At 71.6% G+C, this 14161-nt stretch carries 8 protein-coding genes; 2 read left to right on the plus strand and 6 right to left on the minus strand.

Going from position 1 to position 14161, the window contains the following annotated elements:
* Positions 1-54: 54 nt before the first annotated feature.
* Genes TBR22_RS20170 through TBR22_RS20185 form a run of 4 tightly spaced genes read right to left on the minus strand, consistent with a single transcriptional unit; the run spans position 55 to position 7134 of the window.
* Positions 55-2931, minus strand: a complete 2877-nt coding sequence (locus TBR22_RS20170) for a S8 family serine peptidase (protein ID WP_239489630.1) — start codon at positions 2929-2931, stop codon at positions 55-57.
* Positions 2928-3563 carry a zf-HC2 domain-containing protein gene (locus TBR22_RS20175; RefSeq protein ID WP_239489631.1) on the minus strand — a complete coding sequence of 212 codons (636 nt, stop codon included), beginning with the start codon at positions 3561-3563 and terminating at the stop codon, positions 2928-2930. Before TBR22_RS20175 ends, TBR22_RS20170 begins: the two co-directional genes overlap by 4 nt.
* Positions 3564-3589: 26 nt before the next feature.
* The gene (locus TBR22_RS20180; protein WP_239489632.1) at positions 3590-6511 is read right to left on the minus strand and encodes a CHAT domain-containing tetratricopeptide repeat protein; all 2922 of its coding nucleotides are present in this window, start codon (positions 6509-6511) and stop codon (positions 3590-3592) included.
* Positions 6508-7134 carry an RNA polymerase sigma factor gene (locus tag TBR22_RS20185; protein WP_239489633.1) on the minus strand — a complete coding sequence of 209 codons (627 nt, stop codon included), beginning with the start codon at positions 7132-7134 and terminating at the stop codon, positions 6508-6510. Before TBR22_RS20185 ends, TBR22_RS20180 begins: the two co-directional genes overlap by 4 nt.
* A 177-nt stretch (positions 7135-7311) precedes the next feature.
* On the opposite strand from TBR22_RS20185, the gene TBR22_RS20190 reads away from it, so the two are divergent.
* Both TBR22_RS20190 and TBR22_RS20195 read left to right on the plus strand, forming a co-directional pair.
* Positions 7312-9600 (plus strand): VWA domain-containing protein, encoded by a 2289-nt coding sequence (locus TBR22_RS20190; RefSeq protein ID WP_239489634.1) that lies wholly within the window; start codon positions 7312-7314, stop codon positions 9598-9600.
* A gap of 473 nt (positions 9601-10073) precedes the next feature.
* Positions 10074-13139: a TonB-dependent receptor gene (locus tag TBR22_RS20195; RefSeq protein WP_239489635.1), complete on the plus strand. Its 3066-nt coding sequence runs from the start codon at positions 10074-10076 to the stop codon at positions 13137-13139.
* Between the two features lie 166 nt (positions 13140-13305).
* Here TBR22_RS20195 and TBR22_RS20200 read toward each other — a convergent pair whose 3' ends face one another.
* Positions 13306-13710, minus strand: a complete 405-nt coding sequence (locus tag TBR22_RS20200; protein ID WP_239489636.1) for a hypothetical protein — start codon at positions 13708-13710, stop codon at positions 13306-13308.
* Between the two features lie 31 nt (positions 13711-13741).
* Complete coding sequence (locus TBR22_RS20205; protein WP_239489637.1) at positions 13742-14158, minus strand: hypothetical protein; 417 nt, start codon at positions 14156-14158, stop codon at positions 13742-13744.
* Positions 14159-14161: the final 3 nt, after the last annotated feature.

Raw genomic sequence — 14161 nt, forward strand, 5'->3', positions numbered from 1 at the left:
GGAGGACGCGCGATGATATAGGTTGCGTAAGAAAATTCCGACGGGCCAGGACGGCTACTGCAGCTTCGTGGCGAGCGCGTTGGTGCCGGCGGTCCACGCGCCGCCAGGCCCGTCGCTGTACATCGAGCGCTCGACGACGAGTGGCGCCGGCGCGCTGCCGAGACTGGTGATCGTGGTGGCGAAGCGGCGCCCGATGGCGGCGGGGAACTCGGCGGCGATCGCCACGTTGAGGCGGCTGTTGGCGGCCACCGGGAACTCGCGCGCCAGCGACGTGCCGTCCTCGAACCACAGCGACACGAGCGCCCGGCCCGCCTGCGGCGACGGGTTGGCGATCAACACGTACGTCTGCGTGTTCCTCGCCCCGCCCTCCTCGCCCTCGGCCAGCGCCCAGGCCGTGCCCGTCGACGTCGCCCCGGCGCTGACGTGTGACTCCTGCCAGCGACCCTGCGGCCACCACATTGCCCGCTCGACGATCACCGGCACACCGTTGGCCACGGTGACGCGGGTCGAGACCGCCGTGTCGGCGAGGCGCGGGTGTTCCTGATCCACCCAGATGGTGAGGCGGCTGCGGGCCGCGACCTCGTACCGCTTCGGCACGGTGCTCCCGTCGGGCAGCAGGTAGGTCACGTCGATGATCGCCGGGCTGTCGGCGGGGTTGCCGACGAGCACGAAGGTGTCGAAGTACGGGCCGGTCGCCCCCTCGGCAAGGAACCAGTCGAGGGCCGGCGCGGTGACCGCCGCGCCGCCGTGGCCCGCCGCGAACGCCTGGCCGGCGGCGCTGGCGTACATCGCGCGCTCGACCAGGATCGGCACGCCGTTGCGCGAGCGGATCACCGCCGACATCTCGGCGCGCTCGAGCCCCGGCACGAGGTTCACCCACTCGGTGTACCGCGAGCGGGCCGGCACCACGACCGGCTTGACGATCGGCGGCAGCGGCGCCGGGCGGAGGAGCTCGATCTCGACGTCGGCCGCCGTGTCGCCAGGATTCTGCAGGAGGTAGAACAGGCCGAACGCGTCGGTGGTGGCGCCCTCGGCCAGGTACCACGTGGTGCCGGGCGGCGCGGTGATCGCGTGTTCGGCGTGGCTGCCGTACACCGACGCATCCCAGGTCATCGTGCGATCGACGACCACGCGCCGGTCGGCGGTGATCGCCGAGGAGAACTCCGCATCGATCAGTTCCGGCACGTCGCGGGCGTTCATCGTGGCGCGCCGGTGTCCGGGCAGCGCGAGGTTGCGCACGACCTCGGCGCCGCTGCCGCGCTGGAAGCGCACCTGCACCTGCGCCGTGGCGTCGTCGGGGTTGTAGAACGCGAGCCGCACGTCGAACAGGCCGTTGACCGCCCCCTCGGGCAGGTACGAGCTGTGCGTGCCGCGGGGGTGCGTGCCCGCGACGTATTCCTGCAGGTTGGTGCGGCCGTCACGATCGTCGTCTGCCGCCGCGTCGTCCTTCGAGCGCGGGTCGAGCCCGTACGCGACCTCGAACGCGTTCGGCAAGCCATCGGCATCGTCGTCGCCGGCCGGCGCGAGTGGCGGGTCGTCCTGGTTGCCGCGGAACTGCCGCGCGAACTCGACGGCCTGACGCGCGTCGAGGCGCCCGCTGCCGAGGTCCTGGCCGATCGGGATGGCGCGCCGCAGCGCGTCGCGCGCCAGCTGCTCGGCCGACTCGGGATCGCTGCCGCCGGTGTCCTGCAGGGCCAGCGCCCCGACGCCGGCCGCCAGGCCCGTGCTGAACGAGGTGCCCCAGGCGGCCGCGAACACCGCCCCCGGGAACGTCGTCACCACGCCCTCGCCGGGAGCGGCGACGCGGACGCTGCTGCCGAAGTTGGAGAACACGCTCCGCTGATCGAGGTCGCCGGTCGATCCGATGCCGACCGTGTCGGACCACGCCGCCGGGTACAGTACCAGCTTGCGGCCGTTGTTGCCGGCCGAGGCCACGGTCAGCACGCCGTGCTTGCGCGCGTAGTCGAGGGCCCGCTTCAGCTCGGTGGACTCCTCGGTCATGCTGAAGCTCATGTTGATCACGCGCGCCCCGTGATCGGTCGCGTAGTAGACGGCGCGCACGAGGTCGCCGACGCTCGACGTGCCGTCGCCGGTGAAGGCCTTGAGCGGCATGATCCGCGCCGCCGGCGCCACCAGGTGCAACAGGCCGGCGACCATCGTGCCGTGACCGAAGGCCCGCGGGAAGGTGCGCCCGGCGAGCCGGGTCGCGCGGTCGCCCTCGAGGATGGCCGCGGTGCTCTGGTTCAACGACACGACCTGGTCGCGCTCGAGGATCGCCGCCGTCGACTGCTCGAGGATGGCGGCGGTGGACTGATCGAGGTCGGCCAACTCCGACGGCACGCCGGCCGCGTCACGCGTGAAGTCGTACCCGGCCACGAGCACGTCCTTCAGCACCGGGTGATTCGGGTCGACGCCCGTGTCGATGACCGCGACGATGATGCCGGTGCCCGTGGCGAGCGCCTGCGCCCGCGCGAGATCGATGACGCGGGTCGCCGGCTGCTCGACGTACCGGTTCCAGACCTGCTGCCCGAAGAACGGCACCAGGGTGCGCGCCGGCAACGCCTCGAGGATGGCGGCCGTCGACTGCTGCAGGGAGACGTCGGGCGGAATCTCGGCGATCTGGAGGCCGCGATTGCGCTCGAACCCGCCGACGCTGGCGTCCCTGCCAACCTCGCCCTCGACCTCGGTCTCGGTGCGATCGTCCTCGCTCTCTACCTTGTACAGCTCGCCGGCCCGCACCTCCCGCACGATGCGCAGGCGGTTGCGCCCGGCGATCGCCTCGGCCTCGCTGCGCGACGCGGCGCGCAGGAGGAACTCGCGTGAGTCCTTGGCGAGGGCCGGCGATGCCGGGCCGCCCAGCACCACGAGCAGGGCGAGCCCGAGCGCCGGCGCCCACCAGCTGCGCAGGCCGTCGGTGATGCGGCCGATCATGCCGCGCCGTCCTCGAGAAAGCGGTTCAGCGGCAGTTCGACGCGCCGGGCGCCACCCTCGACGACCACCTGCACGCGCAACTGCGGCAGGGCTTCGCACACGCACTCGAACTCGCCGTGCGCATTGGTCGCGGCCTGCTGCAGCACGCGGGCCCCGACCGTCACCAGCACCGGCAGCCCGTCGACGGTGCGCCCCGCGTCGCCGTCCACCTGCCCGACGATCGCGCAGGTGGTGTCGCGGGGATCGACATCGACGCGGAGCCTGACGGTGTAGGGACCGGCACGGAACTCGCCCTGTCGATCGCCGACGGCCGGATCGGCACGCAACCCGGCCAGCGCCGGCTCTGCGCTTCCGACCAGGGCGCCGAGCCAACGCGGCAGCGACAGCCGCGAGTCGGCCGACGTCGCTGCGAAGATGTCGAAGGCTCGCTGCATCGCCGCGCGGCCGGGCACCTCCACCGCATCGGCCCTGGTCACCGCCGCCAACCGCACCAGCGCCGCCAGGTCGGCGCGGCAGGCCTCGCAGGAAGCCACGTGCGCCTCGACGCGGACGCGGACGTCGGGCGAGCCGAGGCCGCGGGCGTGATCGGCGATCAGGGCGATGTCGCAGGGCTGGGCGGGACGGTTGGGCATGGGCATGCGGGCGGACCCTTCGGATCCTAGAGGGGCGTGGCCTCGTGACTTGATATAGGGGCAGTCCGCCCCGCTGCGGTGCGCCCCGGGAGCGGGTGGCCGAGCAGGACGAACGGGGCCCAGTAAAACGGGTCTGGCACCGACGCGCGCGCCTCGAGCATGGCGGCTCGCATCGCCTCCGCGGGGCCCTCGCCCGCCACCACGCGGCGGTAGACCCCGGCCATGATGGCCGAGGCAGTCGCGTCGTGGACGTCCCACAGCGAGACCAGGACCGACCTGGCACCCGCCGCCAGGAGCCCGCGGGTCAGGCCGAGCAGCTCGTCGCCCCCCACCGTGGCACTCAGCCCCGTGCTGCATCCGCTCAGGCTCACGAGGTCGGCCGCCAGCGGGAGGGCCGCCAGGTCGAGCACGCGCAGGTCGCCGTCGGCGAGGCGGATCGACGAGAAGAGCGGGTTGTCGTGCCGGAAACGGCCGTGGGTCGCCAGGTGGACGAAGCGTGCGCCCGGGGCGTGCGTCTCGAGGAAAGCGCGGCTGGCAGCGGCGCCGACAGCGACGCGCGCCTCGGGCAGCGCCTCGGCGACCGCGCGGACCTCTGCCTCGATGGCCGGCGCGAGGTCGTCGGGTACGCCGGCGATCACGCTGTGCGAGGCAACCGACGGAGGACGCGCCGCCGCGTGTGCGAACACGCTGGCACTCGGCGCATACGAGATGACGGCGTGCTCCACCATCGCCTCCCCGGGCCTGCCCAGGGCGTGGAAGGGCAGCGCGTGCAGGACGCCGTGCGGCACGATGAGGAGACGCCTGGCGCCGGCCATCCCGGGCAGCGGGGCGACCAGGGCCGCGTGGAACCAGGCCAGGTGGTCGGCGAGTGCGCGGGCGGGCGGCTGTGTCGAGGGCCCCGATCGCGACGCGGCGCGGGCGGCATGCCCCAACTGGAAGCGGAGCAGCCGCATGCGGCTGTGGACGTCGGCCATGGCCACCAGCGGCGTCAGCGAGGCGCGCTGCCGGTCGGCGACCAGGGCATGCAGCCGGCCACGCACCTCGAAGTACTCGACCAGCACGGTGTCGGCGAGCGAGGCCTGCAGGTGCGCCAGCGACACGGTGGGCCCCGGGCCGTCGAGCGCTGTCGCGTCCAGCGCCGACGAGAGCCACGCGAGCCGCCCCTGCCACTCGCGGACTCGCTCCCGGAGCCCGGCGAGACGCGCGCGGTCCGGAACGGCACGGCCGGCCTCGTCCCGGAGTTGCCGCGTCACGACGTGCAGGTGCGAGGCCGCGGCACGGATCTCGGCGGCGGGTCCGGTGGCGCCCTCGGCGGCGGAAGCGGCCGCGCCCAGCATGGCGACCTGCTCGGCGAGACCGCGTGACTTGGCCTGCTCGACGAGATCGAAGATCGACGCCACGTCGACCGGCCCCGGCCCCGCGGCGAGCAGCGCGATCAGGCTCTCGAACACGTCCCGCTTGTTCTCGAGGAACGCGACCTTGAGGTCGTCGTGATCGAGGTGGCGTCGCAACGACTCGATGGTCCCGTGTGCCTCGCGGTAGGCGGCGCATGCGCCGTCGCGATCCCCCTGCTGCTCGAGCACGTGCCCCCGGGTGACGTGCACCCGGTAGGCGAGCGCCGGCGACTCGGCCCGCGGCAGCGCGTCGGCCGCGCGCCTCACGGCAGCGGCCGCACCGGCGAGATCGCCGGCCCGCAGGGCCAGGCGCGCCAGCAGGACGTCGCACGCCGCGGTCCTCGCGGTCAGCGGGGTGGGCGCGAAACGCTGGCGCGCCGCGCGGCACAGCGCCCAGGCCTCGGCCGGCGCGGCCGACTCCAGCAAGGCCGCCTTGAACAGGTCGATCTGTGCCGGCCACACCGCGTTGCCCTCGCCCACGAACGTGGCGCGGGCCTCGTCGAAGAGGGCGAGCGCCTCGCCGAGCCGCCCACGCTGCCCGGCCGCGAGCGCCAGCGTGGTGCGCGCCTTGGCGGCCTCGTAGCGCATGCCGAGCGCATCGAACTGGCGCGCCGCCTCCGCGGCCATCGCCGCCCCCTCGGGGACGAGGTTCAGCTCCAGGGAGAGTTCCGACTCGTCGAGGTCGCACAGCGCCGCGTGATAGGGATCGTGCTGCGCATGCGCGAGGGCACGCGCGCGGGCATAGAGGTCGATGGCGGTGGCGTACTCGCCGCGCATGTAGTGCAGGTACGCGATGTTGTAGTCGACCTCGGCCAGCAGCCTGGCGAGCCCGTGCGACTCGCACCAGGCCCGTGCCTCGCGGTACGTGGCGTAGGCCTCGTCGAGTTGCTGCAGCGTGATCTGGCAGACGGCGATGTTGCGCAGCGCAATCGCCGCGTCGAGGCCGCCCCCCTCCGCACGGAACACCGCGAGGGCCCGGCGATAGTGCTCGAGCGCCTCGGCGAACCGGTCCTGCCGGTGCAGGACGTTGCCGACGTTGCTGTCGAGGCGTGCCAGGCGCAGCGTGTCGCCCGCGGCGACGAAGGCCTCGCGCGCCCGTGCGGCCCAGGCGAGCGCCTCGTCGTAGCGACCGAGGTAGATGAGCGTCTGCAACGCCCCGCTCCTGGTGATCGCCTCGTCGAGCCGGCTGCCGGCCGCCTCGAAGGCCGCGAGCGCCGACTCGTAATGTCCAAGCGCCTCGGGCGCGGCGCCGCGCAGCGCCGCGACGTGCCCGAGCGCACGCGCGCCGCGACCCCGCGCGTGCGGATCGTCGTCGAGGCGATCGGCCACTGCCGCCGCGGCGCCCGCCAGGCGGGCGGCCGCCTCGAGGTCGGTGCGGGCGATGGAGATCGAGGCGTCGGCCAGCCGCTCGACGGCAGCGCGGGACCGCAGGCCGGGGACCCGATCGAGGAGCGCGGCGAGTCGTGCGTCGGAGAGGCCACGCGTGGCACGCGCCACCAGGTCGTCGACGGTGGACACGGCGGCGGGACCCGCGGGACGGCGGGCGCCGGTCACGCCCGGGCGATCCCGGCCTCGCGCAAGGCCTTCTGCAGCTTCTGGAGGCAGCGCCCACGGATGAACCCGAGCGATCCGACGGCCAGCCCGAAGTGGGCGGCCACCTCCTTGTAGGAGCGCGGGGGCTGCTCGAAGAACAGGATGCCCACCAGCTCGCGGCACCGCTCGGGAAGGCTCCGGACGGCGTCGCGCACCAGCTGATCGCGCTCGACGTCCTCGAGCAGGTCTCGGTCGACCGTCGACAGCCGCACCGGATCGGCATCGTCCACGTCGACGACGTGCCCGCGCCTGGTGCGCGCGGTCTTCCACGCCAGCGAGGCATGCGAGGCGACGGTCATCAGCCAGGAGCGGAGGCTGTCCACCTTCCGCAGCCGTGGCAGCGCGTTGTACAACTCGAGGCACACGGTCTGGAAGATGTCCTCGGCGTCCTCGGGCGTGGCCTGGTACCGCCGCGGCACCGAGTAGATCAGGCGGGCATACCGTTCCACGAGCGCCGCCCACGCCGCCTGGTTCCCGGACAGGCACGCCTCGACGAGACGGGCGTCCGTCCACCCGTCTTCCGCGCGCCCGCTGACGCGCCCCCGCCGCTCCGGCGCCGCTGCGTCTGTCCCGGACTCGGTCATGACCCCAGCGCCATTCTGGCAGAGCTGCACGGACGACGCATGTCGCCACGGTGGGCCATGCGGATGAGACCGAGATGAACGAGGGCTGGGGCTGGGGGCTTGGGGCTGTAGCCCGAGACATCAGGCGTTGGGCGTTCGGCGTCAAGCGTCACGCGTTTAAGCGTTACAGTCATGCCCATGCGCCCCCGTATCCTGCTCGGCGTCGCGCTCGCCGCGACCCTCGTCACCCCGTCGTCGGCGCCGATGCACGCGCAGGCGCCCGCCGCGCCGCCGGCGCAGCCGCCGCCATCGCAGGGCGGGCAGGCGACGTTCCGCGTCGAGGCCAACTTCGTGCGCGTGGACGTCTACCCGACCAACGCCAAGGGCGAGCCGGTCACCGATCTCACCGCCGACGACTTCGAGCTGCTCGAGGACGACAGGACGCAGAAGGTGACGCAGTTCGAGCGGGTGGCCGTCTCGACCGCCACTGCGCGCGAGGAGCGCCGCGATCCGGTCAGCGCCGACGATGGGCGGAAGCAGGCGGCCGATCCCCGGCGGCGCGTGTTCGTCGTCTTCCTGGACACGTGGCACACCGACTTCGCCGGCGCGGTGCGGGCCCGCAAGCCGCTCGTGAACATGCTCGAGCGCCTGATCGGCCCCGACGACCTGTTCGCGGTGATGACGCCCGACATGGACCCGCGGCAGATCACGTTCGCGCGTCGCACCGAGACGATCGACGACATGCTCATGAAGCAGACCCAGTGGGGCATGAAGGAGAGCCTCGTGCGGCTGCATCCCGAGGAGCAGCAGCTCGAGATGTGCTATCCGGAAGGGATGCCGCCTCCGGGGTGCTCGGGCGCCAACCTGTCTCCGCAATCGCAGGCCGCACTCCGCAACGCCAACAACGGCATCGCCGCGCAGTTGATCCGCCGGCGCCGCGAGAAGGAGGTGCTCGACTCGCTCGAGAACCTGGTGCGCTACCTCGGGGGCGTGCGGGAGGAGCGCAAGGCGCTGATCACCGTGACCACCGGGTACCAGATGTTCGAGCCGAAGCAGGACCTGCTGCGCCGGGAGGACTGCGCCACGCCGCCGTCGATGGGTCGCACCGGCACCGGGCCCGACGGGCGCATCACCGACAACCTGCGCGGCGTCCAGAACGGTCCTGTCGGGTCGATGTCGTCGATCGAGTGCGCCACCACGGCGATGAAGTACGCCATGCTCAACAATCGCCAGCGCTTCATTGCGCTGACGCAGGAGGCCAACCGCTACAACGTCTCCTTCTACCCGTTCGATCCGCGTGGCCTGGCGGCGTTCGACAAGAACCTCGGCGACCGGGACGAGCGGATGGTCGCCGACCGGGGCGAGTGGTACAACAAGGAGACGGGCACGCGGCCGGGCACGATGATGGGCGATCGCGCCAGCCTGAACGTCCGGCTCGACTCCCTCCGCCTCCTGGCCGACAACACCGACGGCCTGGCCATCATCAACACCAACAACCTCGATGCCGGCGCGCAGCGCATCGTGCAGGACCTGTCGTCGTACTACCTGCTCGGCTACTACTCCAACAACGAGAAGCTCGACGGCAACTGGCGGACCATCAAGGTGCGCGTCAAGCGACCGGGCGTGCAGGTGCGGGCGCGCAAGGGCTACCGCGCGATGCGCGCCGAGGACATGGCCACCGCCACGGCAGCCGCGAAGGCCGAGGCGGCGGGCGGCGCCGGCGATGCGGCGGCGACGGCCGAGAGTGCAGCGCTGTCCGGCGCGCTGGGCGCGGTGGCCGGCATCCGCGACGGGCAGCCGTGGCGCAGTCGGGCCGCGTACTTCTTCCACGCCGGTGGCGGCGCGACCACGCGGACGGGCCGCGTGTGGGTCACGGCCGACCTCGACCCGTCGGCGATCCGGGATGGGTCGGTCGCCCAGGGCGGCACGCTGGCGATCACGATGACCACCAGCGCGGGCGCGACGATCGGCCAGGCCGAAGTGCCACTGGCCGCTGGCGCCAGAACCGTGACGGCCGAGTTGCCGACGACGACGGCGCCGCTGGCAGGCGGCGACGTGCTGGTGCGCCTGCGCCTCACGCCCGCGGGAAGTTCGTTGCCACTCACCGACTCGGCACGGCTCACGCTGCCGGCGGTCGACGCGCCGACGGCGTCCCCTCGGCTGGCGCGCGCCAGCGCGGCAACGCGACAGAAGTTCGTACCGACCGCCGACGCACGGTACCGCCGCAACGAGAAGGTCCGCGTCGAGGTGCCCGTGGCGCCCGGCGCGACGGCGGCGAGCGGCGCGCTGCTCGATCAGTCGGGCAAGGTGATGGCCATCATCCCGGTCACCACCGCGCTCGTCGCTCCCGACGACAGCGGCATCGGCTGGGCGACGGCCGACGTGTCGCTCGCCCCGCTCTCGGCCGGCGACTACGTGATCCGCGTCGATGTCGAGCACCAGGACGGGCAGCAGCGGACGTTCACGGGCTTCAAGATCGTGCCCTGAAGCTGACGCTGGCAATTTGAAATTTGAAATTTGAAATTTGAAATTCTGGGCGGCTCGGCCTTCGGCCGTTGCTCGCCCGAGAGATCCCGAGGGCCAGCGGCGAAGCCGCGGCCCCATCAATTTCGAATTTCAAATTGCCACCTCGGGAGATCCAGCAATTTGGTGCGCCACGACGCGCATCATCCGGTTTGTTGGACCCGTACGCGCTCCACTCCGCCCACGGCAGGGCACGCCGATGCCTTGCCTGAACCCACTCGTCATCGCTCGCACACCCTTCACCACGGCCCAGTGGCGCTCCGCCACCAGTGCGTGACGAGTCGTCCCGATCGCCCCTGATCGGGCAGCGTGCTTGCTCCTTCCCGTCGACATCGCGTGCGCTCGGGCACGCGTCGACCGCGGCCCCCGCGCGCCGGCACATCGGCGTGTGACCGCGGTGCTTTGGCGGCCGACACTCGGCCGCAGGAAGGGACGACATGCATTTCGCGGGCAGATTCCTGGCCGTCGCGGCGGCGGTGCTCCTGCTGCTTCCCCGGCCCGTCGCCGCGCAGGAGCGGTTCGGCGGCCTCACCGGCGTCATCACCGACACCAGCGGCGCGGTGCTCCCGGGCACCACCGTCACCATCACCAACAAGGGCACCGGCGCCGTGCGCGCCACCACCACCAACGGCGAGGGCCTCTACACGGTGCCGGACCTCGAGCCGGGCCGCTATGGCCTGGTCGTCGAGCTGTCGGGCTTTGCCAAGGCGGAGTTCGCCGAGGTCGCCATCACCCTCGGCAAGACGATCAAGATCGACGCCCAGCTCAAGGTTGGCGATCTGTCGGAGGTCGTGCAGGTCTCGGGCGCGCCTCAGGACATCGACGTCCGCAGCACGCTGGTGGCGCACAACGTCCGCGAGGAGGAGATCGACAGGCTGCCCAAGGGGCGGAGCTTCCAGTCGATCGCGCTCACGGCGCCGTCGGTCAACAGCGGCGAGATCGAGGGCGGCTTCCAGGTCAACGGCGCCAGCGGCGCCGAGAACTCGTTCACCGTCGACGGCGTGGTGACCAACAGCCTGGTGGACGGACGCTCGCGCCAGAACACGGTGTTCGAGTTCCTGCAGGAGGTGCAGGTCAAGACGGCCGGCATCGGCGCGGAGTACGGCGGCGCGCTCGGCGGCGTGATCAGCGCGGTCACCAAGTCGGGCGGCAACACGTTCCGCGGCGAGGGCCACTACTACTACGAGGGGTCGCCCCTCGGCGCCGGCCCGGTCAAGCGGCTCGTGCTCGACCCGAGCGACGACGTGACGGTGAGCTACGTGCAGGACAGCGAGCAGCCCGACCACCGCAACGAGATCGGCGGGTCGCTTGGTGGGCCGATCCTGCGCGACCGTCTGTTCTTCTTCGCGTCCTACTCGCCGCGCTTTGCCAATCGCACCAACACGTACCTGTTCAACAACGGCACCGAGAACGGCAGCATCCAGCGCAAGCAGACCTACACGCAGGCCTTCGGGAAGGTGACCTTCCGTGCCGGCCGGATGACGGCGTCGGGCTCGACGCTGTTCACGCCGACCACCTCCGAAGGGACGCTGCCGGCCTACAACGGCGCCGCGCGTGACGTCATCACGTCGTCGATGGCCGCCAACGAGGTCAACCTGGCGCGCGGGTTCAAGACGCAGCAGTTCAACACCACGGGCAACGTCGACGTGGCGCTGAGCAGCACGTCGTTCTTCTCGGTGCGGGGCGGCTACTTCCGCGACAACTACGAGGACACGGGCATCCCGAACACGACCAACTACCTGTACCAGACGTCGAGCGTCGGCCTGGCGGGGGTGCCGCCGAGCGTCCAGGGGCCGATCCTCACGCAGAACACGCCGCGCGCGCTGATCGTGGAGAACGACACGACCAAGCGCGGGTTCATCAACGCCGACTACAACGTGGCCTTCAACGCCGGCGGCGCGCACTCGGTCAAGGGCGGCTTCGGCTGGCAGAAGACCACCAACGACGCCAACCAGGCGTACCCGGGTGGGTACGTGAACATCTACTGGGACCGCGACTTCAACTTCCAGGGCAATCGCGGCCGCGGCATCTACGGCTACTACGAGGTGAACAACCGTGGCGTGCAGGGGCAGGCCGGCGCCGACATCTACTCGTTCTACGTGCAGGACCAGTGGACGGTCGGCAACCGGCTGACGCTCAACCTCGGGCTGCGCACCGAGAACGAGACGGTGCCGTCGTTCCGTGAGGGCGTGCCGGCCATGGAGTTCGGCTTCGGCGACAAGCTGGCGCCCCGACTGGGCGCCAGCTACGACGTGCGCGGCGATGGTCGCTTCAAGCTCTACGGCAGCTGGGGCCGCTACTACGACTGGACCAAGTACGAGCTGTCGCGCGGCAGCTACGGCGGCGACACCTGGCAGGTGTACTACCGCGGCCTCGACACGACCGACGTCGGCAGCCTGAACCTGTCCAACATGCCTGGCGCCGACCTGTGGGTGGTGCCCGGCAGCTTCCGCGACCGCCGCGTGCCGAACTTCGAGTCCACCGATCCCGACATCAAGCCGATGTACCAGGACAGCACGAGCATCGGCACCGAGTATCAGTTCGGGGCCAACATCTCGGTGGGCGCGCACTACGTCCACAACGACCTGTCGCAGACGATCGAGGACATCGGCGCCGTCGACGCCAGCGGCAACGAGACGTACGTCATCGGCAACCCGGGCCGCGGCCTCGCGACCGTGCAGTTCCCGTCGGGCGCCACGCCGGTCGGGTACCCCGTGCCGGTGCCCAAGCGACAGTACGACGCGCTCGAGCTGACCGTGAACCGCCGGTTTGCCAACAACTACTTCTGGAGCGCCAGCTACGTCTACAGCCGCCTGTACGGCAACTACTCGGGCCTGGCGGCCAGCGAAGAGGTCAACACGCCCACCACCAACGTGACCTCCGCGACGGCGCAGCAGCAGGGTGGCAGCATCGCGCGCCCCGGCGGCAACGCCAACCGCGCCTGGGACATCGACGAGATCTTCTGGGACTCGCGCGGTAACCTCGACGTGCTCGGACGGCTGCCGACCGACCGGCCGCACGTGGTCAAGCTGTACGGCAGCTACCTGCTGCCGTTCGGGACGCAGGTCGGCGCCTTCTTCTACGCTGGCAGCGGCACCCCGCTGACGACCTACGTGGTCTCGACCAATCAGACCCAGTTGTTCGTCAACGGCCGCGGCGACATGGGTCGGACACCCGTCCTCTCACGCACCGACCTGCTGCTGTCGCAGGAGTTCGGCATGGGGGGCGGCAACAAACGGCTGCGCCTCGAGCTCAACGTGCTCAACGTCTTCAACCAGAAGGCGACGCGCCACGAGTTCAACTTCCTCAACCGCGGCGCCGGCGCCGCCCGCGCGTCCTCGGCGATCGATCTGCACAACGTCGACCTGTCGAAGGGCTACGACTACAACGCGCTGATCCAGGCCTCGCCCGACGGCAACAACGCCTACGACCCGCGGTACGGCAAGGCCGACCTGTTCGACCCGGGCACGCAGGGCTTCGTCACGGTGAAGTTCCTGTTCTGACCTGCCAGGGGGCGCTCCGACCGGGGCGCCCCCGCCCGACCCATGCCTCGCGGCGCGTGGCCAGCGTGATCGACCGCGGTGTCCGCAGGTCGCCCCCCCTTGCCCGGTCGCCAGGGAACTGAACATGCTCGGCTGGTAGCTCCGCCGACGACCGCCCGGAGCCGACTCAGCGCGGGTCGCGACTGCGCCGCAGGAGGGCCAGCAGGTCGCGATGCGCCAGCACCGCGTCGGGCGACTCCTGGATGGCTTGCAGGTAGCGCTGGGCATAGGGGGTGCCCTCGGCGTCTGGCGACGCCAGGGCGCGCACCTGCACGAGGACGGCATCCTCGTCGGCGAGTGCCTCGTCGGCCATCATCTCGTCGAGGCGGACGATCGCCTCCGAGATCGGGCGCAGCCACGCGAACTCCGGGTCGTGCAGCAGCACCTGGAGAAGCTCGTTGGCCGACACGCGGCCGTACAGACGCTCGTGCCCGCGACGCTGCCAATCGAGCAGGGTCTGGTGCAGGCGCAGCAGCGCCTCCCGAATGTCACCCAGGCGCCGGGTCACGCTCCCGGGGTCATGCGCTTCCACACCGACAGGGTACCCCGAACGCCCGGGTGGATCAGGGCTGCGCGACGACGAACTCGATCTCGTGTGGCAGCCGCCCCGGCCGGACATCGAGCCGTACGCCGGTCATGCCCAGCACGATGGTCAGGTCGACGAAGCCCTCGCCGGCCGCGGTCGAGAGCGTGAACGGCGCCAGGCCGTCGCGTGTGGCGAGGTCCACCTGCGCGACGCCGTGCAGTCGTACCAGAATCTGGGCGCCCCCGACATCCTCTGCCGGGAGCAGGCGCGTGAAGGCGAGCGGGCCGCTGGCCGCCAGCCGCAGCGTTGGCGGCCCGTCGATGGCCGTGACGACCTGCGCCGAGGCCAGGACGAGCCGCTCCTGGGCCGTGCCGGGTGCCACGGCCAGGAGGCCGACCGCCAGGCCCAGGAGGCAGGCGCGCGCGAAGGAGCGGAGCGGTGTGCTGTGCGTCATGGC

The sequence above is a fragment of the Luteitalea sp. TBR-22 genome (assembly GCF_016865485.1).
GTDB lineage: Bacteria > Acidobacteriota > Vicinamibacteria > Vicinamibacterales > Vicinamibacteraceae > Luteitalea.